This is a genomic window from Bradyrhizobium sp. LTSPM299, assembly GCF_000938235.1.
Taxonomy (GTDB): Bacteria; Pseudomonadota; Alphaproteobacteria; order Rhizobiales; family Xanthobacteraceae; genus Bradyrhizobium.
In genome coordinates this window covers 47336-73285 of sequence record NZ_JYMU01000034.1, presented here as the reverse complement: position 1 = coordinate 73285, position 25950 = coordinate 47336, and the positions used below count along the sequence as shown (strand labels likewise).

19 protein-coding genes and 1 tRNA gene are annotated in these 25950 nt (G+C 62.9%); 13 read left to right on the top strand and 7 right to left on the bottom strand.

Features of this window, described 5'->3' with window-relative positions:
* From UP10_RS19150 to UP10_RS19140, 3 genes are all read left to right on the top strand, one after another.
* Nucleotides 1–1100 (top strand): IS4 family transposase (locus UP10_RS19150; RefSeq protein ID WP_044585443.1); only part of this gene is annotated, 1100 nt, incomplete at its 5' end.
* Between the two features lie 305 nt (nt 1101–1405).
* Nucleotides 1406–1642, top strand: coding sequence for a hypothetical protein (locus UP10_RS19145; protein ID WP_044588847.1), 237 nt, complete (start codon nt 1406–1408; stop codon nt 1640–1642).
* Between the two features lie 320 nt (nt 1643–1962).
* Entirely contained in the window at nt 1963–4269 is a 2307-nt protein-coding gene (locus UP10_RS19140; RefSeq protein WP_050043740.1) for a hybrid sensor histidine kinase/response regulator, read from the top strand.
* Between the two features lie 101 nt (nt 4270–4370).
* Here the strand turns inward: UP10_RS19140 and UP10_RS19135 are convergent, their stop codons facing one another.
* From UP10_RS19135 to UP10_RS45885, 3 genes are all read right to left on the bottom strand, one after another.
* The gene (locus UP10_RS19135; protein WP_044588846.1) at nt 4371–5972 is read right to left on the bottom strand and encodes an OPT/YSL family transporter; all 1602 of its coding nucleotides are present in this window, start codon (nt 5970–5972) and stop codon (nt 4371–4373) included.
* Nucleotides 5969–6655 carry an AroM family protein gene (locus UP10_RS19130; protein WP_156180151.1) on the bottom strand — a complete coding sequence of 229 codons (687 nt, stop codon included), beginning with the start codon at nt 6653–6655 and terminating at the stop codon, nt 5969–5971. The genes UP10_RS19135 and UP10_RS19130 overlap by 4 nt, the downstream gene beginning before the upstream one ends.
* A 92-nt stretch (nt 6656–6747) precedes the next feature.
* On the bottom strand, nt 6748–7770 hold the full coding sequence (locus tag UP10_RS45885) for an AroM family protein (RefSeq protein WP_283807661.1): 1023 nt from the start codon (nt 7768–7770) through the stop codon (nt 6748–6750).
* Between the two features lie 60 nt (nt 7771–7830).
* Between UP10_RS45885 and UP10_RS19120 the strand changes: the two genes are divergently transcribed.
* From UP10_RS19120 to UP10_RS19110, 3 genes are all read left to right on the top strand, one after another.
* Nucleotides 7831–8931, top strand: coding sequence for an S-methyl thiohydantoin desulfurase family protein (locus UP10_RS19120; protein ID WP_044588843.1), 1101 nt, complete (start codon nt 7831–7833; stop codon nt 8929–8931).
* On the top strand, nt 8928–10469 hold the full coding sequence (locus tag UP10_RS19115) for a hydantoinase/oxoprolinase N-terminal domain-containing protein (protein WP_044588842.1): 1542 nt from the start codon (nt 8928–8930) through the stop codon (nt 10467–10469). The genes UP10_RS19120 and UP10_RS19115 overlap by 4 nt, the downstream gene beginning before the upstream one ends.
* Before the next feature lie 138 nt (nt 10470–10607).
* Nucleotides 10608–11675, top strand: coding sequence for an extracellular solute-binding protein (locus UP10_RS19110; RefSeq protein WP_044588841.1), 1068 nt, complete (start codon nt 10608–10610; stop codon nt 11673–11675).
* Nucleotides 11676–11820: 145 nt separating this feature from the next.
* Here the strand turns inward: UP10_RS19110 and glnA are convergent, their stop codons facing one another.
* Nucleotides 11821–13230, bottom strand: coding sequence for a type I glutamate--ammonia ligase (gene glnA / locus UP10_RS19105; RefSeq protein WP_044542446.1), 1410 nt, complete (start codon nt 13228–13230; stop codon nt 11821–11823).
* A gap of 151 nt (nt 13231–13381) precedes the next feature.
* Nucleotides 13382–13720, bottom strand: a complete 339-nt coding sequence (locus UP10_RS19100; protein WP_044542445.1) for a P-II family nitrogen regulator — start codon at nt 13718–13720, stop codon at nt 13382–13384.
* 355 nt (nt 13721–14075) lie between these two features.
* Here UP10_RS19100 and UP10_RS19095 point away from each other — a divergent pair, with 355 nt between their 5' ends.
* Complete coding sequence (locus UP10_RS19095) at nt 14076–15575, top strand: bifunctional ADP-dependent NAD(P)H-hydrate dehydratase/NAD(P)H-hydrate epimerase (protein WP_044588840.1); 1500 nt, start codon at nt 14076–14078, stop codon at nt 15573–15575.
* Between the two features lie 17 nt (nt 15576–15592).
* On the top strand, nt 15593–16054 hold the full coding sequence (locus UP10_RS19090; RefSeq protein ID WP_283807660.1) for an outer membrane protein: 462 nt from the start codon (nt 15593–15595) through the stop codon (nt 16052–16054).
* Nucleotides 16055–16401: 347 nt separating this feature from the next.
* Here UP10_RS19090 and UP10_RS19085 read toward each other — a convergent pair whose 3' ends face one another.
* Both UP10_RS19085 and UP10_RS19080 read right to left on the bottom strand, forming a co-directional pair.
* On the bottom strand, nt 16402–17487 hold the full coding sequence (locus tag UP10_RS19085) for an enolase C-terminal domain-like protein (RefSeq protein WP_044588839.1): 1086 nt from the start codon (nt 17485–17487) through the stop codon (nt 16402–16404).
* An 18-nt stretch (nt 17488–17505) separates the two neighbouring features.
* Entirely contained in the window at nt 17506–18840 is a 1335-nt protein-coding gene (locus UP10_RS19080; RefSeq protein WP_082077179.1) for a multicopper oxidase family protein, read from the bottom strand.
* Nucleotides 18841–18975: 135 nt separating this feature from the next.
* On the opposite strand from UP10_RS19080, the gene UP10_RS19075 reads away from it, so the two are divergent.
* From UP10_RS19075 to lon, 5 genes are all read left to right on the top strand, one after another.
* Nucleotides 18976–19060: transfer RNA gene (locus UP10_RS19075), tRNA-Leu, on the top strand.
* 160 nt (nt 19061–19220) lie between these two features.
* Entirely contained in the window at nt 19221–20582 is a 1362-nt protein-coding gene (gene tig / locus UP10_RS19070; RefSeq protein WP_044588838.1) for a trigger factor, read from the top strand.
* Between the two features lie 209 nt (nt 20583–20791).
* Nucleotides 20792–21427 (top strand): ATP-dependent Clp protease proteolytic subunit, encoded by a 636-nt coding sequence (locus UP10_RS19065; protein WP_044542439.1) that lies wholly within the window; start codon nt 20792–20794, stop codon nt 21425–21427.
* A 453-nt stretch (nt 21428–21880) separates the two neighbouring features.
* Nucleotides 21881–23155, top strand: a complete 1275-nt coding sequence (gene clpX, locus UP10_RS19060) for an ATP-dependent Clp protease ATP-binding subunit ClpX (RefSeq protein WP_044542438.1) — start codon at nt 21881–21883, stop codon at nt 23153–23155.
* Nucleotides 23156–23455: 300 nt separating this feature from the next.
* Nucleotides 23456–25882, top strand: coding sequence for an endopeptidase La (gene lon, locus UP10_RS19055; protein ID WP_044588837.1), 2427 nt, complete (start codon nt 23456–23458; stop codon nt 25880–25882).
* Nucleotides 25883–25950: the final 68 nt, after the last annotated feature.

Below are 25950 nucleotides of genomic sequence, written 5' to 3'. Positions count from 1 at the left end.
AGGAGCGTCATATCCTCGCGATCCAGGATACGACGACCCTGCGCGACGATGGTAAGCAGCGCAGTTTGAACCTGCATCCAATGATTGCGGTAGACGCCCACGATGGCGGCTTGCTCGGACTTGTGGATGCGGTGTTCCTCAATCACGTTGGCGGCAAGAAGCACCTCTGTAAGAAGCGGCCTTTCGCTGAAAAGGAGAGCAGCCGTTGGCTCGACGCGACAAATACAGCGGCCAGCTTGGTCACCTCTGGAGCTGCCTGCGTCACCGTCGTGGCCGACCGGGAAGGAGATATCTACGAGGAATTCGCCTGCCGTCCCACTGAGACCGAGCTGCTGATCCGCGCTCATCATGATCGCGTGCTGGAAGGTGGGGGCACGCTCTATAACTGCATGGAAGGTGTCGCTGAACTGGGCCGCGAGACGATTGATCTGCCGGCCAATCCGGGCCGGCCTGCCCGTCAGGCGGTGCTGGCGCTGCGCGCACGTGAGATCATCCTGAAGCGGCCGAAACGCAACCATCCCGCCGAAGCGGCAAAACTGCCGAAGACGGTCACGCTCACTTTGGTCGAAGCGCGTGAAGTTGATCCGCCGGATGGCATAACGCCGGTGCATTGGCGGTTGCTGACAACGCATAAGGTGGCCACGCTCGCGGATGCGCTCCAGATCACGCACTTCTACCGTCAGCGTTGGACCATCGAGCAGGTGTTCCGAGTGATGAAAACCAAGGGCTTCGATATCGAGGCGGTGCGTATCGCTGAGGATGGGCCGTTCGAGAACCTGACCACCGCGACGCTGATCGCCGCCATCCAAGTGCTGCAAATGGTGCGCGAGCGCGATGGTACGGCTGGGCGGCCGTTGCACGATGCGCTCGACCCCGAGGACCAGCCCGCGCTGGAGGCGATTTGCCAAAGCCTCGAAGGCAAGACCGAGAAACAGAAGAACCCTCATCCCAAAGGATCGCTCGCGTATGCCAGTTGGGTGTGCGCGCGACTTGGTGGATGGACCGGTTACTACGGCAAACCAGGACCAATCGTAATGATGCAAGGGCTGCAAGCTCTCAAGGCCATGCTTCGCGGCTGGAAACTCCGAGCAGATGTGTGAATCTCGTAGGGCTCGGCCGGGCGACCCAGTATTCCAGAGATAGTCGTGCTTGAGATGAGGGGGCGCGGCGTACTGGCGCCGTCGGGCAACTCAGTGATTGCCCACCAAGGTTGGTTTGCCTCTCGGATAGCTCTTGCATGATTTGCGACAAAACCACGTCCGAGCCTTCAGACGGAACTGCCACGCACCTCACGCAACGGTGTTGGAATGAAACGCCGGGACGATCCGTCATGGGATGTGAACTCACGAACTCGCCAGAGAGGCCAAACCTCTTTGGCCTGTTGCATCCCATCAGGAGAAGTCCAATGACGACAATCAAGTTCTTGCTGGCCGGATTGATCGCGAGCGGCCTGCTCACAATGCCTGCCGGTGCTCACGAAAACGCGATCACCAAGCGACATGACGTGACGAGAGGCATCGCTTCCAGCGACAACTGGATTTACGGCAGTGCCCGCATTCCGGCGCCGCGCGCCTTTTCCTCGCCGCCCCATGACGAGGCCGGCGGCGTTTGCGACTTTGGCGACAATGCAATGATCTGCTGAAAAGCGCGCGGAGAAAATCGATTGTTCTGCTGCCCGCGAGAGATGTCGTAGGCACCAGATGCGCCCGCCGTTGCCGCCATCGGCCGCCGGCGGGTGCAAGCGTAACTCATCCGGCTCGGACGTCCCCGTCTTGCAAGCCGGATCAATCGGCACAGCGGGCGCCCTCCGTAATTCTACGGACGCGAAATTGGCGGAACGCCGGGCCGAACTCGGCTAAGCAACAGCAAGCGACCGGATATTGCCCGGCGCTGACGATCCTCGCCGATATACTGTCCTCCTATCCACTTTCCGGTGCCGCTGACAACGATGAGTTGGTCGGGATGAATTTGTCGGGCCGCCTGGCGCTCGGGATGCTGGCCCCCGTCGTCGTGATCCTGCTCGTGTTGGGCGTCGTGCATGGCGTCTCCTGGCCGCTTCTTCTGTTCGCTGCTGGCGTGGTCGCCGTGGTGCTGGCGCTCGTGATTGCCGTCATGATCGGCAGGTCGCTGTCGCGGCCGCTTGCCCGGATGACGCGGGCAGTCGAGGGGCTGTCCCGCGGCGAGCCGGTGCCGATGCCTTCAGGCGGCGGCCCCGAGATCGCATGCCTCGCAACCGCGCTCGCCGGGTTGTCGGGCCAGCTAGGCACCAGGCAGAACTTCCTGGAGAAGACCGTCGAAAGCATCCGCGATCCTGTCGTGGTGGCTGACCAGCATGGTGCGGTGGTGATCGTCAACGCCGCGGCGCGGTGCATGTTCGGCGTCGATCCCGGCTTCAACAGCCTGACCGGCACCCGCACGTTCCAATGCTATTACGCCGATGGCGAGACCGTGATGCCGATACCGGAGACGCCGCTGGCGCGCGCGCTGCGCGGCGAGGATGTCGACGATGTCGCGCTGGTCGTAAGGCTTCGGCAACCTGATTCGGAAGTCTGCCTGGTCGCCAATGCCCGGCCGCTGCGCGACGAGGCCGGCAACCTTCGCGGCGCGGTCACGGTGCTTCATGACATCACCGCGCAGCGGCTGGCGCATCAGGCGCTGGTCGAGAGCGAGCAAATGGCGCAGGCCATCGTCAAGACCGCGCTCGATGCATTCGTGCAGACCGACCAGGACGGGTTCGTCCTCGACTGGAGCCCGCAGGCCGAGGCGCTGACCGGGTGGACGCGGTCCGAGACCGTCGGCACCCGGCTGGTGGAGCTGGTGTTTCCGGAACAGCTGCGGGATGCGCACCGGCAACGGATCGCGCGATTCCTGCAGGAAATCGCCGCCGGGGACATGGGCATGCGGTACGAATCCGCGGCCTTGCATCGGGACGGCCACCAGTTCTTCGTCGAGGTATCGCTCAGCGCGCTGGGTCGCGGCGATGGTTACGTCATCAACGCCTTTGTCAGGGACATCACGCAGCGGCGCCTTGCCGAGGAGCAGTTGATCCAGGCGCAGAAGATGGAGTCGGTCGGGCAATTGACCGGCGGCATCGCGCATGACTTCAACAACATGCTGACCGTGATCACCGGCACGATCGAGATCCTCGCCGACGGCGTCAAGGACGACCCGCAGCTTGCCTCGATCGCCAAGCTGATCAGCGACGCCGCCGATCGCGGCGCGCAGCTCACCTCGAGCCTGTTGGCGTTCGCCCGCAAGCAGCCGCTGCAACCCACCGAGACCGACGTCAATAATCTCGTCGACGAGGTGGTGCGGCTATTGTCGCAGACGCTGGGCTCGCAGATCGCGATCAGGACCGAGCTCGGCCGCGACGCCTGGCTGGCATTCGTCGACCGCAGCCAGCTCAGCGCGGCGCTGGTCAATCTCGCCATCAACGCGCGCGACGCCATGCCTGATGGCGGCACGCTGACATTTTCGACCCGCAACATCCAGCTTAGCATTCCCGACGCAGTGGCGTGCGGCGTCGAGCGGGCCGGCGACCATCTTGTGGTCGAGGTCGGCGATACCGGCGTCGGGATTTCGCGATCGCATCTGGAGAAGATCTTCGATCCGTTCTTTTCCACCAAGGAGGTTGGGCAGGGCACCGGGCTCGGGCTCAGCATGGTGTTCGGCTTCGTCAAGCAAACCGGCGGCGGGATCGAGGTACTGAGCGAGGAGGGGCATGGCGCGACGTTCAGGATCTACCTGCCCAAGGCCGACGGCGCCGCGACACATCTTGCGGAACAGGACGATCGGCCTGTCCGCGGCGGCAGCGAGACCATCCTCTGCGTCGAGGATGACGACAGGATCCGCGACTACGTCGCGGGACAGCTTGAGGGCCTCGGCTACACGGTTCTGGTTGCGGCCAATGCCGATGATGCGCTTGCCATCGTCGAGCGCGGCGCGGCGTTCGATTTGCTGTTCACCGATATCGTGATGCCCGGACGCATGAACGGCCGGCAGCTGGCCGAGACGCTGATGGCCGGGCGGCCCACGCTTCGGGTGCTCTTCGCCTCCGGTTACAGCGACGGCGCGCTGCCGCTGCAGGGACGCGCCGGGCACGGCATTCCGCTGCTGAGAAAGCCCTACCGGCGCGCGGAATTGGCGCGCATGCTGCGGCGCTGCCTCGATCTTGCGGTCGACGTGGAGGGCGACCCGGTGCCGCTGCCTTACTCGGTGCTTTCAGATCTCGAACGCTTCCTGCGCGACAATCCGCCGGACAAGACCTAGCCGGCTTGCGGCCGGCGTTGGTTCGCGCCGCTCCAGCTGAACAATCCAAGGCCGCGCAGAGCCATAGCGGATTGTCGCCCGAGCCGAAATCAGCGTGCGACTTAAGGACGCCGCAAGATATTGGTAGCGATCGAATTGAAGAATGAGAACAGAGCATCTCCTGCGATCACGCCACCGGCAAATACCTCCATCACCGAGCGGCCGTCGGCTCCGCGGACCGCAAGCCAAACCTGACGCAAGACGATACCTAACAGCACCGCCCAACCAGCCAACGGAGCCGCGATCAACAGCCCAGTGGCAAACAGGACGCCAAGCTGGCGTTTCTGACCACCGAGCAGTTGCAGCAACGCCCCCGGTATTGCCCAGAGCATCATCGACGTAGCTGCAGGGCCGGTGATGCCGGCTTTGATGGTGGCCGCGTACACCCTGTCCACCGGCGGGATCATGTTCTGCGAGAAATAGCCCTTCCATGTGAGGCCAACAACGACGATCGCGACCACGAAAGCGGCCATCGCGGCGTAGAGTTGCTGGCGGCGCCCGTCAGCCTCGAACGCTGCACCATGACCTGTCCTCAGCATGAAACCAGCCTTTAGATCGTAGCCCATATCCGCAAAGGCTGGACCCGTCGCGGCGGAAAAACCCACCAGCAGCGTCAGTGCTGGAATTGGAAATCCGATCAGTATACCAACCAACAGTGTGATCAGGGCGATCGCGAAGGCCGGGAACCATCCCGAATGCATCGCGGCCAATCCGACCAGCAACTCATGCACGAACGCCGCGAATGCTGCGTAAATCACAAATGCAATCAGCATCACGAGTGACAGGTCGCTCGCAAGACCACCGACGAGCGCGATTCCGACGGCGATGCAAAGGTAGGCGAGGAAGCCGAGACCCAAGGTGCGTCCAACGCTGTTGCTGCGGGCAACATTCGTGTCAGCGGCGACATCGCGCCGGAAGATGACGACCCCCACCTGTATCAACGCCATCAGCCCCGCGCCGATCATAAATCCATGCGGCACCAAAGCTGCATTCAGGTCTGCGCCGGGCAATACGGACTGGAACATCTCGCCGGAGAACAGGACCTTGGAATAGCCCCGCAGCAGCAGCCCGACACCGAACATCAGCAGTGCCCAGACATTGCCGATGAAGGCGATGCCGAACGCAGACATCGGAACGCCAAACCAGGACCCAGCCGCGCCCAGGCCAACGCCCAACCCGAGGATCGCAGCCTTGCGACCACCCTCGTCGCCCGCGCGAATTGCTTCTGCAACCGCCACGCCGGGCGGCCAGGCGCCATCGGCCGGGAACACTTTACTGTCGAACATGCGATACAGCAGGAACCCGTCCAGCAGCATCGCGCAGGCGACGCCGGCAAACATCGGCAGGATCAGGTCGGTGCGCCCCAGCACGAAGGGAATGCCGATCGGCAGCAGCAGACTGTTGGCTGCGCCGAACGTTGCCGCCGATATCGCGCTCTGCGCCAGGTTCTGGATATGAATGGATCGATAACGTTGGAATAGGGCAAGCGGAATGCGGGCCAAACCGATCGCAACAAGTGCGCCGATCATGGAGGTGTTGGGGGTTACACCCAGCGTCGTCAACAGTTGCAGCCCGATGATCGCGCCGAATACCGACAGAACCACCACCAGGATCAACGTCGACGGCTCGAACAGTTTCGGGTGAAGTTCGGACCCTTCGGTCATGCCAGCACGATGTCGATCGCATGCGCCACCAGCAGGCGCGACACAAGAACCGGCCGGTTGGCCGCTTGCTTCACCACTTTGCGCATCGCTTCGGTATACCCGATGCAATGCATCACGATGATATCGGTGTCGGCCAGCGACGCACCAGCTTGCTGCAGGGCGGCCTCGTTCCCGACAAGATAGGGTGAGGCGCCCGCGGCCTTTGTCGCAAGGCCGGGAATGCCGTGGAATTCGTCGATCTGTGCTGCATTTGGCAGCACGATGCCGATCCGTTCCGCGCCATAGGCGAGGCCCTGAACGAAGTGATCAACAGTGTGCTGAGGCTCGATGAACGGCGTGCGCAGGTGGAAAGGGGTGAAATGTCCGGTGCACAGCAGAACCAGCAGGTCGAACCTGGCCTGGTCCAATTCGGCCAGGATCGTATGCAAGCGGCGGTCGATTGCCGGCTTGCCGAGCAGCACCTCCCGCCCATCCCGCAGGCGAGTGACCAGCCGCTCCTCGCCTGGCTGCGGTGCCAGGTTGGCGATGGCGTCGTCGGTCAGCCCGTCGAGTGCTCCGCGCTCGGTGACCTCGAATTGCGTCTGTGTTTGCTCGATGATATCCGGCAACACGTCGCTACGCGGCGATTGTCCGATGGTAACAAAGGCAACTCGCCGCATCGCAGACTCCATTTTTGGCAGCACGATACGTTATTCGCTGATCTGAGCCAGCCATATACGTGCCGTCACGTATATCAGTGCGACGATTGGGCGAGATTATCGCGAGGCTTTTCCGATCAGCCGTCCGCGGCGCCGAGAAGCAGCGCACGACGGATCAACTCGGCCGGCGAGCCTGCCTCCAATTTGTTCATAACCCTCCCGCGATGGATTTCGACCGTACGATGGCTAATGCCGAGCCGCCGGGCGATGACCTTGTTGGGCTCTCCGTCCATCACGCAGGCCAGTACTTGCCGTTCGCGCGGCGTCAGAGGCACTGACGGGGGCGGCAAGCAATCGATGAGTTCTTTGGTTCCAGGTGATACGCTCGGCAAACCGGTCGGCACGACGCCGGTAGCCGCGCCTAATTCAGACAGGTGCAGTCGCATTGCACCAACGATGATGCGTCTTGCGGTGACCACCGGTTTGCCCGTGGCAACAGCCATGCAGCGGGCGTTCTCCTCGGAGTAACCGACCGAGTGCATCAGGATGAGATCCGCCGCCCCCAATTGGGCTGCTGCGTCGGCTAGCCGGGCGGCTTCGCCGGTGGCGGCGACCGCATGCGCATTCTGGATCAGTGTGCCATGGCCGTCGATCTCAGCCTGCTTTGCCAATGGATAGATCACCCCAATGCGGCAATCGCCAACGACCAGGGCGTCAATCCATGTATCCACCGCACGCTGGCCATGCACGAGCGGAGTGCGCAACGAGAACGACTGGAACACGCCTGTCGTCAGGAGAACGATCAGATCGAATCCAAGGCCATCCAGTCGTTGCAGCAGCGCCGTCAGTCGGCCGACAACGAAGCCGGTGTCCGCCTCGATGTGGCGGCCGTCCCGCAGGCGCGTATACAACCGCCGTTCCGATCCGCGCTCCGTCTGAGATGCAATCTCGGCTGCCGTCAATCCGTCGAGCGCGCCGAACTCCCGGTAGTCGGCCACGCCATCCAGCATTCCCAGGATATCCGGTACCACGTCCGTCCGAGGTGCCTGGCCAATGGTAGCGAAGGCGATCCGTGGTTTTGAACGGCGCGGCCCATGGCACTCAATGATGCGGCGTGCATGACCGTGATCAGCCACTGTGACGCGTCCGTAAGGGTTCATCCGTATGGCCGCCCGGCACGAGCCTCGGTAACATCGTCCCAACGACATGTGGGCGGGCAAATGAGACCGATCGAACGCGACGAGTTGGAGCCATTAGCGACCGGGGCATGGATCCTCGGAACCGGAGGTGGAGGATCTCCATACCTGTCCTACCTCAACATGTGCAATCTTTATGCCGACGGGTCACAGGTTAACTTGATGGATCCCGCCGACCTCGCCGATGACGCGTTGGTCGCGGTGGTATCCAATATGGGAGCTCCCCTTGTAGGACAGGAGCGCCTGTCCGATCCCGCCTTTGCCGCCAAGCCGGTGCGGATGATGGAAGAATACCTCGGTCGTCGCTTTGACGCTGTGATGTCGGTGGAGATTGGCGGCGGCAACGCCTTCCAGCCGCTTCTGGTGGGTGCCGTGACCGGGCTGCCGGTTGTTGACGCCGACGCCATGGGTCGAGCCTACCCCGAAGCACAGATGACCAGCTTTGCCATCGCCGATTTGCCGATGTTTCCGCTGACGCTTGCCGACATCCGCGACAACGAGGTGATCGTTGCCCGCGCTGCAAGCTGGAAATGGATGGAGAGGATCAGCCGCAAGGTATGCACGGAGGTCGGGTCGATCGCCGCGACCTGCAAGGCGCCGCGCAGCGGCGCAGAAGTAAAGGCTCACGGCATCCTCTACACGACAACCCAGGCCATTGCCCTGGGCCGGGAAGTTCGCCGCGCGCGCCGCGCGCACGAGGACCCGGTTGCAGCGATCCTGACCGCCGCCAACGGCAAGCTGCTGTTTCGCGGCAAAATCGCCGACGTGCAGCGTCGCACCACGGAAGGCTTTCTGCGCGGCACCGCACGCATGGAAGGCATCGACGATGATCGCGGCGTCCGGTTCGAGGTGGCGTTCCAGAATGAATACGCCGTCGGTTGGCGCGACGGTCAGGTGGTCGTGACCACGCCCGACCTGATATGCCTGCTCGACAGTGTCTCAGGCGAGGCTATTGGGACCGAGAGTCTGCGTTACGGCCAGCGGGTCAGCGTGATCGCGCTGCCGGCGCCGGCCATTCTGCGCACACCGAAAGGCATCGCTCATGTCGGGCCGCGCGCCTTTGGCCACGACACGGACTACGTGACAGTTTTCGACGATGCCGTCCCGACGGAGCAACGGTCATGAAGCGCATCGGCATCGACGTCGGCGGGACCAACACGGATGCGGTGTTGATTGACGGCAACCGAGTCCTGGTTGCGATCAAAACCGCGACCACCGCCGACGTGCTGGGCGGCGTAAGAACCGCATTGAGCAAATTGCTGGCTGAAGCAGCAGGCGAGCAGGGCCGCGGCGTCGCGGCGGTGGTCATCGGGACAACTCATTTCACCAATGCGGTGATCGAGCGCCGTGCCTTGCACCGGGTCGGCGCGCTGCGCATCGGCTTGCCCGCGAGCGCGAGCCTGCCGCCCTTCGTCGACTGGCCGGAGGATCTCGCCGCTCTCGTTCGCGGTCAGGTCCACATGGTTGCAGGCGGGCATGAGTATGACGGCCGCGCGATCGTGCCACTCGACGTTGGCGCCATCCGGGATGCCGCGCGGCGCATGGCAGATGCCGGCCTCACGGCGGTCGGCGTCACCAGCGTCTTCTCGCCGCTGACCCCCGAATGTGAGCGGGAGGCCGAGCGGATTCTGGCCGAGGAAATTCCCAACGCCAATATCACTTTGTCGCACGAGTTGGGCCGGATCGGGCTGCTCGAACGCGAGAACGTCACCCTGCTCAATGCTTGCCTGCAGGATTTGGCACACGAAACGGTGGCCGCATTTACTGAGGCCTTGCGTGGCAGCGGCCTCAGCGCACCACTGTTTCTGACACAGAACGATGGCACGATCATGCGTGCCGAGGCGGCCAGCCGCTTTCCGGTATGGAGTTTTGCATCCGGCCCGACCAACAGCATGCGTGGGGCGGCCTTCCTGTCGGGACTAAATGACGCCGTTGTGGTTGACGTCGGTGGCACAACCAGCGACATAGGCTATCTGAAGGGCGGCTTTCCGCGCGAGGCCAACGCCGCAGTGGCAATCGGTGGCGTGCGGACGCTGTTTCGCATGCCGGATCTGTTGTCGATTGGACTGGGTGGCGGGACGGAGGTCAGCGCCGACGGCGTTCGCATCGGCCCACGCAGCGTCGGCTTCCGATTGCTGGAAAAAGGCCTGGCGTTCGGCGGCGACATACTGACCGCGACTGACATTGCATGCGCGGCAGGTCGCGTCGATCTCGGCCAGCGGACGCGCGTGGCGGGTTTGCCGTCGGGTTTGGTGACGCGCAGTTTGGCACGCATGGGCGATATGATCGCCGAAGGCGTCGACCGGATGAAGACAGAGGCAGGCGATGTGCCGCTTCTCGCGGTGGGAGGCGGCAGTTTCCTGATTCCCGACCAGGTAGAGGGATGCAACCAGGTGATTCGCGTAGAGCATCACGCCGTTGCCAATGCCGTGGGCGCCGCGATCGCGCAAGTTAGCGGTGAGGTCGATCAGATATTTTCCAATGTCACACGCGACCAGGCTATCGCAGCCGCCCAGACGGAGGCGGAAGGTCGTGCAGTCGCTGCAGGAGCCAAACGGGGGAGCCTGAAGCTGGTTGAGATGGAGGATATCCCGCTGTCCTACCTCCCCGGAGATGCGCGTCGGGTGCGCGTTCGAATGATTGGTGACATTGGTTCGGACTGATTGGCGCCTCTTGTCTGGCTCGCGGATTTGAGCCGATTTCTGCAGCAAACTGCTGCACACATTTCACAGATCATGCTCTATCATCGCCCCTCAACAAGAGCGCGGCCGGACAACGGCCCGGTTTCAGGGAGCGTGCAGATGCAAGACCGTAAATGGTCGAGACGCGATTGGCTCAAGGCGACGGCTGCAACGGCTGCAGGCATGGTGTTCGCCGAGCCCTTGCGGGCGGCCGCGCCGCCGGCGTCGGTGGTGACGCCTGAGCTGGTCGCGGCGGCGCAGCAGGAGGGCAAGGTCTCGTTCTACAGCGCGCTGGAATTGAACACCGCCGAACGCCTCGGGCGCGCCTTCGAGCAAAAATATCCCGGCATCAACGTCCGGGTCGAGCGCTCCGGCGCCGAGCGGATATTCCAGCGCATCGCGCAGGAGCAGGGCAGCGGCATCAACGCCGTCGACGTCGCCAATTCCACCGACCCTGCGCATTATCTCGACTGGAAGAAGAACGATTGGCTCGCGGCTTACATGCCCGAGGACGTCGCCAAGCATTTCCCGGCCGAACAGATCGACCCCGATGGCACCTACGCGACATCCTGCGCGTGGTTCGAAGTGATCGGCTACAACACCGAGCAGGTGAAAAGCGACGACGCTCCGAAGAGCTATGCCGATCTGCTCGATCCGCGGTGGCGCGGCAAGATCGTCAAGGGCCACCCCGGCTACAGCGGCGCGATCCTGACCGCGACCTTCGTGCTGGCGCGTGATCTCGGCTGGCCGTATCTCGAAAAACTGGCGCAGCAGCGGGTGATGCAGGTGCAATCGGCGGCCGATCCACCGAAGAAGATCCTGCTCGGCGAGCGCGCCATCATGGCCGACGGCAACGACTACAATCTGGTACTGGCCAGGGATCAGGGCAAGCCGGTCGAGGTGGTCTATCCGGCCGAGGGCGCGCCGCTGATCATCGTGCCGAGCGGCATCTTCAAGAGCGCGCCGAATCCGAACGCGGCAAAGCTGTTCCAAAGCTTCTTCTTCAGCGCTGCGACCCAGCAGATGCTGGCCGACGAATTCGCCCACCGCTCGTTCCACGCACAGGTGAAGGAGAAGGCCGAGCATGTGCCGCTGGAAAAGCTGAAGATGCTCAAGGCCGATCCGGCCGAGGTGCAGGCGCAGAGCGAGGAGATCAAGGCAAGATACGCGAAGTTGTTCCGGGTGTAGATCGTAGGATGGGTGGAGCGAAGCGATACCCATCGCCTTCGGCGGGCTTGGGATGATGGGTATCGCTTCGCTCCACCCATCCTACGGAGAAAAACAAAAGGCGCTTCCACCGGAAGCGCCTTTCGCATTCGCAAAGCCGTAAAGCTTACAGCGAGTAGTACATCTCGAACTCGACCGGGTGCGGGGTCATTTCGTAGCGGGCGACCTCGGTCATCTTCAGCTCGATATAGGCGTCGATGAAGTCGTCGTCGAACACGCCGCCGTTCTTGAGATAGGCGCGGTCCTTGTCGAGGTTTTCCAGCGCCTCGCGGAGCGAACCGCAGACGGTCGGGATCTGCTTCAGCTCTTCCTTCGGCAGATCGTAGAGGTCCTTGTCCATCGCCGGACCCGGATCGATCTTGTTCTTGATGCCGTCGAGGCCGGCCATCAGCATCGCGGCGAAGCCGAGATAGGGGTTGGCCATCGGGTCGGGGAAGCGCACTTCGACGCGCTTGGCCTTCGGGTTCGAGGTGTAGGGGATGCGGCAGGAGGCCGAGCGGTTGCGCGCGGAGTAGGCGAGCAGCACCGGAGCCTCATAGCCCGGGACCAGACGCTTGTAGGAGTTGGTCGACGGGTTGGTGAAGGCGTTGATCGACTTGGCGTGCTTGATGATGCCGCCGATGTAGTGGAGGCAGGTCTCCGACAGGTCGGCGTACTTGTTGCCGGCGAACACCGGCTTGCCGTCCTTCCAGATCGACTGGTGGACGTGCATGCCCGAGCCGTTGTCGCCAAACACCGGCTTCGGCATGAAGGTGGCGGTCTTGCCGTAGATGTGCGCGACCTGGTGGATGCAGTATTTGTAGATCTGCATCTGGTCGGCCATCAGCGTCAGCGTGTCGAACTTCATGCCGAGCTCGTGCTGGGCGGAAGCGACTTCATGATGATGCTTCTCGACCTTGACGCCCATCTTGGCCATCGCGCCGAGCATTTCCGAGCGCATGTCCTGCACTGAGTCCTGCGGCGGCACCGGGAAGTAACCGGCCTTGGTGCGGATTCTGTGGCCGAGATTGCCGCCTTCATATTCGGTCGAGGAGTTGATCGGCAGCTCGGAGGAGTCGAGGCGGAATCCGGTGTTGTACGGATCAGCCGAATAGCGCACGTCGTCGAACACGAAGAACTCCGCCTCAGGACCGACGAACACGGTGTCGCCCACGCCCATCGACTTCACCATCGCTTCCGCCTTCTTGGCGATGCCACGGGGGTCTCGGCTGTAGGGCTCGCCGGTGGTCGGCTCGAGCACGTCGCAGGTGATGACCATGGTGGTCTCGGCGAAGAACGGGTCGATCGTCGCGGTGACCGGGTCGGGCATCAGGCACATGTCGGATTCGTTGATCGCCTTCCAACCAGCGATCGAGGAGCCGTCGAACATGGTTCCTTCGGCGAAGATTTCGTCGTCGATCATGCTGATGTCGAAGGTCACGTGCTGCCACTTGCCGCGCGGATCGGTGAAGCGCAGGTCGACGTATTTGACGTCGTTGTCCTTGATCGATTTCAGGACGTCTTTGGCGGTCTTCATGAATACCCCTTTTGGATTGACGGGTCGGTTTCCAGCGCTCGACGGGTTTATTCCCGCTTTTGGCGGGTTGGTGTGACCATTCAAACGAAATCAGGCCGCCGAAGCAGCCTTTTTTCTCTTCCTGGGTCGCAGAATCCGGATAGCACCCGGCTCAGATAGCGTCCAGCCCGGATTCGCCGGTTCGGATGCGGATCGCTTCTTCGATGTTGGAGACGAAGATCTTGCCGTCGCCGATGCGCCCGGTCTGGGCCGCGCGGCGGATCGCATCGATCGCCTTCTCGACCAGCTCGTCGCCGATCACGATCTCGATCTTCACCTTGGGCAGGAAGTCGACGATGTATTCTGCACCGCGGTAGAGTTCAGCGTGACCCTTCTGGCGTCCAAAGCCCTTGGCCTCGGTTACCGTAATGCCTTGCAGTCCGACCTCCTGGAGCGCTTCTTTCACCTCGTCGAGCTTGAAGGGCTTGATGATGGCTTCAATTTTCTTCACTGAGCGCCTCCCGGGCATTGCAGATTGCAGGGTCGTCTTCGATGCGCATGGGGCGCAGTCTGGTCGGAATCTTGAGGCTTCCGGCGTGGGGTCGGAAACACGCACAATGGTCGCAGGATGCGCCATTGCGAGCGGCTTCCTCAAAAGCAGGGTCTATGCCAAGTTGCAGAGGTCCCCGATTTTGGAATGTTATCAGCCTTTTAACAGGCAATCGGCTGATATCGACCATAGAGCGCATGATATCGAAGCCTGCTGATTAGGCAAATAGATCAATCTGCGTGCAATCGAGCAGTGGAAACTCTGCTGATGTCACGGGAAATGCCTTTCGAAAAGGCGACGAGACTGAGGATTCGGCATGGACGTTCTGACCACCACCGAGATGGAGCGCGCCGATCGGCTGACCATCGCCGCCGGCACGCCGGGCTTTGCACTGATGATGAGCGCCGGGCAGGCTGTCGCGGAAGCGGCGATGGAGCTGGTCGAGGAGGGGCCGATCGTCGTGGTCGCCGGCCGCGGCAACAATGGTGGTGACGGATTTGTCGCTGCCGCCGAACTCGCGGCGCGCGGCCGCGAGGTGTCCGTCATTCTGCTGTGCGAGCGCGACAGCCTGCAGGGCGACGCGGCGCTGGCGGCGCGGGGATGGAAATTTCCGGTGCTGCCGTTCAACCCGCAGGCGCTCGGCAAGCCGGCGTTGATCATCGATGCACTGTTCGGCGCCGGCCTCAACCGTCCGGTGAAGGGCGACCCGCTCGAGATGATTGCGGCCATCAACGCCAACGGTACGCCGGTGCTGGCAGTCGACCTGCCGAGCGGAATCAACGGCTCGACCGGTGCGCTGATGGGGGCCGCGGTGCAGGCGACCGAGACCATGACCTTCTTCCGCAAGAAGCCAGCGCATCTGTTGCTGCCAGGACGGATCTATTGCGGCCGCGTGCGCGTCGCCGACATTGGCATCCATCCGCAGGTGCTGGACGAGATCAAGCCGCTGACCACTGAGAACGTACCGCAGGCCTGGCGGTGGTCGTTTCCAGTGCCGCGGATCGACGGCCACAAATATGCGCGCGGGCACGCCGTGGTGGTGTCGGGCGATATCGCCTCGACCGGGGCGGCAAGGCTCGCCGCGCGCGGGGCGCTGCGATCAGGCGCGGGACTGGTGACGCTGGCCTCGCCGCGCGATGCGCTGGCCGTCAACGCGGCGGCGTTAACCGCGGTGATGGTGCGCGCGGTCGACAATCCGATCCAGTTCGCCGAGCTGCTCGGCGACAAGCGCTTCAACGCCTGTGTGATCGGACCCGGCGCCGGCGTCAGCGCGCGCACGCGCGACTTCGTCCACACTGCGCTGTCGGCGCAACGTCATCTGGTGCTCGATGCCGACGCGCTGACGAGTTTCGCCGGCGCACCGGACCGGCTGTTCGAGGCGATCAAGGCCTCCGACGGCCAGCAGGTGGTGCTGACGCCGCATGAGGGCGAGTTTCCACGGCTGTTCAGCGATATCTCCAACAAGCATCCCGGCCGCTCAAAACTCGAGCGCGTGCGCGCAGCGGCCGAGCGCTCGGGCGCTGTGGTGCTACTGAAGGGCGCCGATACGGTGGTTGCCTCACCCGACGGCCGCGCCACCGTCGCCGCCAACGCGCCGCCCTGGCTCGCCACCGCCGGTGCCGGCGACGTGCTGGCCGGCATCATCGCAGGCCAGTTGGCGCAGGGCGTGCCGGCGTTCGAGGCCGCCAGCATCGGCGTCTGGATGCACGGCGAGTGCGCCAGCGAAGCTGGTCCCGGCCTGATCGCGGAGGACCTGACTGAGGTGCTGCCGGCGGTGTTCCGGCGTCTTTATGACGAGTTCGGAATTGAGTATTAAGTCCGCGGCTTCCCAGATTGCGATATTTCCGCAATACAACCCGAACGATACAACCAGAAACACAGTCAAGTCGCGCTGTTCGTCCCCACGACAGACACCGCCGAAACCAGCCAGAGCTGGCTTTATACCGTACGGGGCGGCTGGGCTACGCGTGGAACCGGTGGATGGTCTTTGCGACCGGAGGTGTCGCCTTCACCGACGAGGGCATGCAGCTCTGCAGTATTGCGGTTGGATGCGGTAACCAATCGAAGATCGTGGCCGGATGGACCGCTGGCGGTGGTGTGGAGTATGCCTTCGCAGGCAGCTGGTCGGCCAAGCTCGAATATCTTCACAATGATTTCGGTTCGCAACACTTCGAACGAACGCCGGTCGGAGCGGTCTCGTTCTTTGCGAAGGACGTCACCCTTACCAATGACATTGTCAGGGTCGGTGTGAACTACAAATTCGGTTGGAGCGGCCCAGTCGTCGCGAAGTACTGAGCGTTCCCAACGGTCTCTCGCAATCCCGAGCCCGGAAGTCAGCGGTTGACAAAGAGGCCGCCAATTGAGGCGGCGTTTTTGTCATATCGATTACGCTGTCTTGTCGACCGCGCCCTTTGCGGGGGCAGCAACTGCGGGCGCGGCAGCCGGTTTGGCCTTTGGCGGGTGAGTATGGGCGTGGTGAGCGGGAGGCGAATGTGCGGTGCCGGCGGCAGGTGAAACGCTCATTCAAATGATCCCTTTTTGTTTACCCAGGATCGAATGTTACTCCCCGGAAAAGAATCGTCCGTTAAGTGAAGCCCGCACTTTTGCCAGATCTGGCTACCCCCCCCGGCGGGTCCCACGGCCTAACTCACGAGAGCCTTCGCGATTGCCGGCTCGTTCCATTCAATGCCGAGCCCGGGACCACGGGCGGTGACCGCGCCGTCGACGATCTCGGCGGGCTTTGCCAGGATCACGCCGGCGAAGTCGAGAAATTCGAGCCAGTGCGCGGTCGGCGTCACCGCCAGCAGATGCGCGCTGACCTCGGCGAACAGATGGCTCGACATCGGGATCGATGCTGCGTCGGCCTGGCCCGCGACCTGCATCCAGCCCGTGACGCCGCCGACCTTCATCACGTCGGGCATGATGAAGTCGCTGGCTCCAGCCGCGATCGCCTCGGCAAAGCCGCGCGGAAACCACCAGTTCTCGCCGGCCTGGATCGGCGTCGGCGATAGATCGCGGACCTCTGCGTGGCCGGAGAGGTTTTCCTGCGGCACCGGCTCCTCGATCCAGTGCAAATCATAGGGTTCAAGTCGAGCGATGCGGCGCGTCGCTTCCGCCGGATCGAGCGACTGGTTGAAGTCGATCATCAGCGCGATCTCGGGACCGAGCAGGGCGCGCACGCCTTTCACGACGCGTTCGTCATTGGCGGCATCACCGTCACCGCCCTTGATCTTGATGCCCTTAAAGCCCTGGTCGAGCGAACGGCGCAGCGCGCGCTCGTCCGCGGTGGGATCGACCACACCGTAGCTGTCATAGGCCTTGATCGGTTTTTGCGATCCGCCGAGCAGCTCGGCCAATGGCCGACCGGCCAATTGCCCGAGCACGTCCCAATAGGCCATGTCGAGGCCCGACACCGCCATGCCGACCAGGCCCTGCCAGCCGAGCAGCCGGAATTTGGCGTCCATCGCCTTCATGAGATCGAACGGCGCGACCGGCTTACCGACGAGGTCGCGGCCGATCTCCTCGATCAGATGCACAAGAGGTTTAAGCGTCAGCCTGCTGTAGGCGAAGATGTAGGCGCGGCCGGTAACGCCCTGATCGGTCTCGACATCGATCAGCACCAGCGGGCCGGAATCGATCAGGGCAAAGGCGGTCTTCACAGGGCGCTTGAGCGGCACCACGACGCTTCGCGCGCGGACGTCGCGGATCGCTGCAACTGTCTGGCTCATGAGCGTTTCCTCTTGTTCTTATGCGACACTGTACCATCGCACGAGCCGCGGCGCCGCCCAGTCAGTCGCGACCGACTCGATCAAATAGCGGCCGGGATATTCGGCGAGGAAGGCGATGCGCTGGGTCAGGCCCGGCTCGATCGCAAGCGTATCGAGCCAGTAAGGCTTCCAGCCGTCGTCGAGCCGGTCGAGCAGGCGGAAGTGATGGCCATGCAGGTGGAAGACGGTCGGGAGTGCACCAGGATTGGTCAGGGCCAGTACGACGGTACGACCCGCGCGAAATGCGAGCGGGTCTTTTGTTGCGAATTCTGTTGGCGCGACCCAGTCGCTCCGTAGGCCGTTGAGCGGGAGATCGAATCTGGCCGCCGCCTTGAGATCGAGTTGGGCAGGCAGGTCGTTGCCGGCAAGCGGCGGAGCGGGCGGAAACGGCGCGGAGCGGATCGGCGACTCAGCCGAGATCGTCAGCTTGCCGATCGGACGGGCCTGCGTGCCGTCGTGCAGCAGGATCGGGAAGCTGGTTCCTGCGAGACCGACCGCATCAATAAAGACGTCGGTACGCCCCCCCGGCGCGAGCACCAGGGCGCCGTTGCGAGCCGGGAACGGCTCGGCCGGTTGGCCGTCGATCGCCATCACCCGGACGTCGATGTTTTCCAGTTTGACCGCAAGCACATTGCGCGGGCTGCTATTGATGAAGCGGAGTCTGAGGCGGGCATTGGCCGGGGCCGAGATATCAAATGAGGTTTTGCCATTAAGAGTATGAATCGGCGTGGTATCTTTCGGATCGATTCCGGGCGCGATCGCGCTCCCATCTGCGCGCAGGCGCCACTCCTCGATCAGCAGGACCTCGTCCCGGTCAACGGCGATCGGCGAGGTGCCCGTCACCACAATGGCGCGCGGCCGCGCCGGCCGGTCGCGGCCATCGCCGAGCAGGCTCGCCTCGCAAAGCAAGGTTCCGGCATGCCGAAGCGGGAGCTGGAAGCTATCCCTGGTCCCCGCGGCGATCGGGGTCCGCGAGATCAGCGGCTCCGCCGCTGGCACACCGTCGAGGCCCCGGAAACTGAGCGCGGCCGGCACTGGGAGTTCGCTGCCGAAGGTCACATCGAGGGTTTCGCCGCGCTTGAAGCGGAGGTCGGCGCTGCCAAGCGACCAAACCGGCGTCTCAGAACCGCCGGCACGCAGCGAAACACGGTCCGCCTTGGCCTGAAACGTGACGGCTGTGCGGCCCTGCGCAGCCCCAATGGACGGGAGTGCCGGGCAAAGCGCGGCGGCGCCCAAGCTGGCACCTAAGCCGGCCATCAGCTCGCGTCGATTGAGGGGACATTTCTGGCTTGCCATCAGGCCGATGCGGACCATTTTCAGCTCAGTCTGTCCAGCCGCGATGGGTCGCAGGCCGGTATGCAAAACCGGCCATTTTTTTGCTGCGAACCGGTGGGCCCATGTTATAAGCCCGCCGCCCGCGGCACCGCGGCCGGATTGGATGCTTTTCTCGCGGGCGTGGCGGAACTGGTAGACGCGCTGGATTTAGGTTCCAGTGACGAAAGTTGTGGGGGTTCGAGTCCCTCCGCCCGCACCAAGCGCATACCGCGTTTGCATGACGATTCCTTAGGTAAACCTTGAAGCCCGGATGGGCCGCGGGTTCGCCGAACCACCGGCGTCAGGCCCTTGGCCGCGCGTCGACTTGATTGAACACTGCCACGGCCGTGGGGCCGCCGGCGTAAGCGGAAGAGATTGATATGCAGGTCACCGAGACCCTCAACGAGGGATTGAAGCACGAGTTCAAGATCAACGTTCCCGCATCCGATCTCGATGCCAAGGCGGGCGCCAAGCTGGTCGACATGAAGGACAAGGTCCGTCTCAACGGCTTCCGTCCCGGCAAGGTCCCGGTGGCGCATCTGAAGAAGATCTATGGCCGTTCGGTGATGGCCGAGACCATCGACCAGACCATCCGCGATACCAACTCGCAGATCTTCACCGATCGCGGCTTCCGCCTCGCCGGCGAGCCGAAGATCACGATGCCGACCGAAGAGAAGGAGGTCGAGGAGCTGCTGTCAGGCAAGACCGACCTGACCTACACCGTCGCTATCGAGATCGTGCCGCAGATCCAGCTCGCCGACTTCAAGAGTTTCTCGGTCGAGAAGCCGGTGGTCGACGTCTCCGACACCGACGTTGACGAGGCCATCAAGCGCATCGCCGAGGGCAGCCGTCCGTACAGTGCCAAGGCGGAGGGCGCCAAGGCGGAGAAGGGCGACCGCGTCACCATCAGCTTCAAGGGCAGCATCAATGGTGAGCCCTTCGAGGGCGGCGCCGGCGAGAACATCCAGGTCGTGATCGGCACCGGCCAGTTCATCCCGGGCTTCGAGGACGAGCTGATCGGTATTGGCACAGGTGAGACGAAGACCCTGAAGGTCGGCTTCCCGAAGAACTATCTCAACGAGAAGCTCGCCGGCCAGCCGGCCGAGTTCGAGACCACTGCGACCCTGATCGAGGTGCCCGGTGAGGCCACGATTGACGACGACTTCGCCAAGTCGCTTGGCCTGGAATCGCTCGACAAGCTGAAGGAGGCCGCGCGCGAGCGCCTGTCGGCCGAATTCACCGGAGCCAGCCGCCAGCGCGTCAAGCGCGCGTTGCTCGACAAGCTCGACGAGAGCCACAAGTTCGAGGCCCCGCCGTCGCTGGTCGCCGAAGAGTTCACCCTGATGTGGAACTCGATCAAGGCCGAGATGGACTCCTCCAACAAGACCTTCGCCGACGAGAACACCACCGAAGAGGCGGCCAAGGAAGAGTACCAGAAGATTGCCGACCGCAGGGTCCGCCTCGGCCTCGTGCTGTCGGAGATCGGCGAGAAGAACAAGATCACCGTGACCGAGGACGAGGTCGGCCGCGCCGTGATCGAGCGCGCCCGCCAGATGCCGGGCCGCGAGAAGGAAGTCTGGGATTATTACCGCAGCAACGCCCAGGCCCTGGCCCAGCTTCGCGCCCCGATCTACGAGGACAAGGTGGTCGACTTCATCCTGGAGCTCGCCACTGTGACCGAGAAGAAGGTCACCAAGGACGAGCTTTTCAAGGATGAAGACGCAGAGAAAACTGCCGCTTAATTGCGGCACCTCGCGTTAATGATGAACCGTGAAAGCGCGTCTGGCGACGGCCCCCGTCGCTAGGCGCGCAGTTGCGAATCAGCTTGAACTTCGACCTGAGTTTCGACCTGCCCAGATGGCTAGTGCCGGCCTTGTCGCCGGAAAATTGACCTATATCTGGGTTGAGCCTAAGCCAGTTCTGCATCACCCCCTAACCCCAGGGCTTTTCCATGCGCGATCCCGTTGAAACCTACATGAATCTCGTGCCGATGGTCGTCGAACAGACCAATCGCGGCGAACGCGCCTACGACATTTTCTCGCGCCTGCTGAAAGAGCGCATCATCTTCGTCACCGGTCCGGTGGAAGACGGCATGTCGACGCTGACCGTGGCGCAGCTGCTGTTCCTCGAGGCCGAGAATCCGAAGAAGGAAATCTCGATGTACATCAACTCGCCGGGTGGCGTGGTGACCTCGGGCCTTGCGATCTACGACACGATGCAGTTCATCCGTCCGCCGGTGTCGACGCTGTGCACGGGGCAGGCGGCCTCGATGGGCTCGCTGCTGCTGGCGGCCGGCGCAAAGGACATGCGCTTCTCGCTGCCGAATTCCCGCATCATGGTGCACCAGCCGTCCGGCGGCTTTCAGGGCCAGGCCACCGACATCATGCTGCACGCGCAGGAGATCCAGAATCTCAAGAAGCGCCTCAACGAGATCTATGTGAAGCACACCGGCCAGACCTACAAGGCGATCGAGGATGCGCTCGAGCGCGACAAGTTCCTCACCGCCGAGGACGCGAAGACATTCGGCCTCGTCGACAAGGTCATCGATAGGCGTCCGGAAGACCCGTCGGCGGTGAAAGCCGCGTAGTCGACGGGTGCGTCCCTTGACGCATTCCTTGGCGTCGGTGTGATCTCCACATTGACGCCTCACATAACCGGCAAGCCGGGCTTAGGCGGCGTCCGCCTATGCCCGCGCGCGGGCGGAAAGTTCCTCTTTCGTGCTCACCGGGTGGAGTGGTAATCCCGCAACGATTCGTGGATTTCGACGCGTATTCCACGTGCCAATGCTGGAAATCACGGTATTGTCACGGTCTTGAGCAGGCCGCCCGATTAGCGAATTCTTGATAGTCGGGTGCCAGCATGGTTGGCTGTAACGCATCGGCTATGATCGCGGGAGATTCGAAACCACCGTGATTCGCACGGTGAGTATTGCGCAGGGTCTTTTTTGGTACGGAATTTGCTCTATCTACCCTTTAGCCCGGTCTGGTGCCGGAATGGGGCGATCTGGCAAATGAGATCGAACGGCGGACGGAGATAATGAATGAGTAAGGTCGGCACGAGCGACTCCAAGAACACGCTGTATTGCTCGTTCTGCGGCAAGAGCCAGCATGAAGTCCGCAAGCTGATTGCAGGACCGACCGTCTTCATCTGCGACGAATGCGTTGAACTCTGCATGGACATCATCCGCGAGGAGAACAAGTCCTCGCTGGTGAAGTCGCGCGACGGCATCCCGACGCCGAAGGAAATCTGCAAGGTGCTGGACGATTACGTGATCGGTCAGAGCCATGCCAAGAAGGTGCTGTCGGTCGCTGTCCACAATCACTACAAGCGGCTCAACCACCAGACCAAGCACAACGACGTCGAGCTGGCGAAGTCCAACATCCTGCTGATCGGTCCGACCGGTTCGGGCAAGACGTTGCTCGCGCAGACGCTGGCCCGCATCCTTGACGTGCCGTTTACCATGGCCGATGCGACGACGCTGACGGAAGCCGGCTACGTCGGCGAGGACGTCGAGAACATCATCCTGAAGCTGCTGCAGTCCGCCGACTACAATGTCGAGCGCGCCCAGCGCGGCATCGTCTATATCGACGAAATCGACAAGATCAGCCGCAAGTCGGACAATCCCTCGATCACCCGCGACGTGTCAGGCGAGGGCGTCCAGCAGGCGCTGCTCAAGATCATGGAAGGCACCGTGGCGTCGGTCCCGCCGCAGGGCGGCCGCAAGCATCCGCAGCAGGAGTTCCTGCAGGTGGATACCACCAACATCCTGTTCATCTGCGGCGGCGCCTTCTCAGGGTTGGAGAAGATCATCTCCGCGCGGGGACGTTCGACCTCGATCGGCTTCGCCGCGCAGGTGCTCGCACCGGAGGATCGCCGCACCGGCGAAATCTTCCGTCACGTCGAGCCCGAGGATCTGCTGAAGTACGGCCTGATCCCGGAATTCGTCGGCCGTCTGCCCGTCGTGGCAACGCTGGAAGACCTCGACGAGGCCTCGCTGAAGAAGATCCTGACCGATCCGAAGAACGCGCTGGTGAAGCAGTACCAGCGGCTGTTCGAGATGGAGAATATCGAGCTGACCTTCGCCGACGAGGCGCTTGGCGCGGTCGCCCGCAGGGCGATCGAGCGCAAGACCGGCGCGCGGGGCTTGCGCTCGATCCTTGAGAGCATCCTGCTCGAGACCATGTTCGACCTTCCGGGCCTGGAAGGCGTCGAGGAAGTCGTGATCTCGCGCGAAGTGGTCGAGGGAACGGCACGCCCGCTCTACATCTACGCGGATCGTTCCGACCGCGCCGTCGAGAGCAGCGCGAGCGCGTAAACCGCGCTCGTCTCGATCTGCTAAAAATGCACGGCTGCCGTTCGTTCCGGCGGCCGCTGTGGCACAGCAGCAACCGCCTGTTTAGCCTGAGTTTACCGGCACTTCTCCGTACTTGACACCCCCATGGCCGATAGCCACCTAATGCTGTCGGCGACTGATCTCATGCGTTGAGATTCGTCGCTTCACGATGCGGGAAAAGCGGCTGCCGACGGCACTCTGATTCCGGATCATCAAGGCACCTTGTGCGGTTGCGCAAACATGCGGACTGCGTGCGAGGGGGCACAACAAAAGGAATAGGCCATGACGACTTCAAAACCCCGGCCAACCATCGTTCACGGCGAGAGCCACTCCTATCCGGTGCTGCCGCTCCGCGACATCGTCGTCTTCCCGCACATGATCGTGCCGCTGTTCGTCGGCCGCGAGAAATCGATCCGCGCGCTCGAAGAGGTGATGAAGAACGACGCGCTGATCATGCTCGCGACGCAGAAGAACGCGTCCGATGATGATCCGGCACCCGACTCGATTTACGAGACCGGTACGCTAGCGAGCGTGTTGCAGCTCTTGAAGCTCCCCGACGGCACCGTGAAGGTGCTGGTCGAAGGGCTCGAGCGCGCGCGCGTCGAGAAGTATTCCGATCGCGCCGAATATTACGAGGCGACCGCGGTCGCGCTCACCGACACCGACGCCACCTCGGTCGAGGCCGAGGCGCTGTCACGTTCGGTGGTGTCCGATTTCGAAAGCTATGTGAAACTGAACAAGAAGATCTCCGCCGAAGTCGTCGGCGTGGTTCAGGCGATCACCGATTTCGCCAAGCTCGGCGATACCGTTGCCTCGCATCTCGCGGTGAAGATCGCGGATCGGCAAGCGATCCTGGAGACGTTGTCCGTCACGCAGCGCCTGGAGAAGGTGCTCGGCCTGATGGAGAGCGAGATCTCGGTGCTGCAGGTCGAGAAGCGCATCCGCTCGCGCGTCAAGCGCCAGATGGAGAAGACCCAGCGCGAGTATTACCTGAACGAGCAGATGAAGGCGATCCAGAAGGAGCTCGGCGACGACGAAGGTCGCGACGAGCTGGCCGATCTGGAGGAGAAGATCTCCAAGACCAAGCTGTCCAAGGAAGCACGCGAGAAGGCGCAGCACGAATTGAAGAAGCTGCGCCAGATGTCGCCGATGTCCGCGGAAGCGACCGTCGTGCGCAACTATCTGGATTGGCTGCTGTCGATTCCGTGGGGCAAGAAGTCCAAGGTCAAGAAGGACCTGGAGGCTGCGCAAGCAGTGCTGGACTCCGATCACTACGGGCTCGAGAAGGTCAAGGACCGTATCGTCGAGTATCTCGCGGTGCAGACGCGCGCCAACAAGCTGACCGGACCAATCCTGTGCCTGGTCGGGCCTCCCGGCGTCGGCAAGACCTCGCTCGGCAAGTCGATCGCGAAGGCGACGGGCCGCGAGTTCGTGCGCGTGTCGCTAGGCGGCGTGCGTGACGAGGCCGAGATCCGCGGTCACCGCCGCACCTATATTGGCTCGATGCCCGGCAAGATCATCCAGTCGATGCGCAAGGCAAAGACCTCGAATCCGCTGTTCCTGCTCGACGAGATCGACAAGATGGGCGCCGATTTCCGCGGCGATCCGTCGTCGGCGCTGCTTGAGGTTTTGGACCCCGAGCAGAACTCGACCTTCAACGACCACTATCTGGAAGTCGACTACGACCTGTCCAACGTGATGTTCATCACGACCGCGAATACGCTGAATATTCCGGGCCCGCTGATGGACCGCATGGAGATCATCCGGATCGCCGGCTACACCGAGAACGAGAAGGTCGAGATCGCGCGCAAGCATCTGATCCCGAGCGCGATCGGCAAGCACGGCCTGGACTCCAAGGAATGGTCGATCGACGACGATGCGTTGCTGTTGATGATCCGCCGCTACACCCGCGAAGCGGGCGTGCGTAACCTGGAGCGTGAGCTCTCCACACTGGCCCGCAAGGCGGTGAAGGAGCTGATGATCTCCAAGAAGAAGTCGGTCAAGGTCACCGAGAAGAACATCGAGGAGTTCCTCGGCGTTCCGAAGTATCGCTACGGTGAGATCGACGAGGAGGACCAGATCGGCATCGTCACGGGCCTGGCCTGGACCGATGTCGGCGGCGAGTTGCTGACGATCGAAGGCGTCATGATGCCCGGCAAGGGCAAGATGACGGTCACGGGCAATCTGCGCGACGTGATGAAGGAGTCGATTTCGGCGGCGGCGTCCTACGTCCGCTCGCGCGCGATCGTCTACGGCATCGAACCGCCGCTGTTCGATCGCCGCGACATCCACGTCCACGTGCCTGAAGGCGCGACCCCGAAGGACGGTCCGTCGGCTGGCGTCGCGATGGCCACCGCGATCATCTCGGTCATGACCGGCATTCCGGTCCGCCATGATGTCGCGATGACCGGCGAGATCACGCTGCGTGGTCGCGTGCTGCCGATCGGCGGCCTCAAGGAGAAGCTGTTGGCTGCCGCGCGTGGCGGCATCAAGACGGTGCTAATCCCCGAGGACAACGCCAAGGATCTCACGGAGATTTCCGATGCGATCAAGGGCGGCATGGAGATCATCCCGGTCTCGCGTCTGGACGCGGTCGTCGCGCGGGCGCTGGTTCGCCCGCCGGTGCCGATTGTCTGGGAAGAGGACACCAAGGTCGCCGTCAAACCCGACGCTTCGGATGAAGCGGCGGGTGGTCTGACGGCGCACTGAGCGAACTCCAGTTGAAAACAAAAAACGGCGCCTTCGGGCGCCGTTTCTATTTTCGCGTTTCGCGGCGC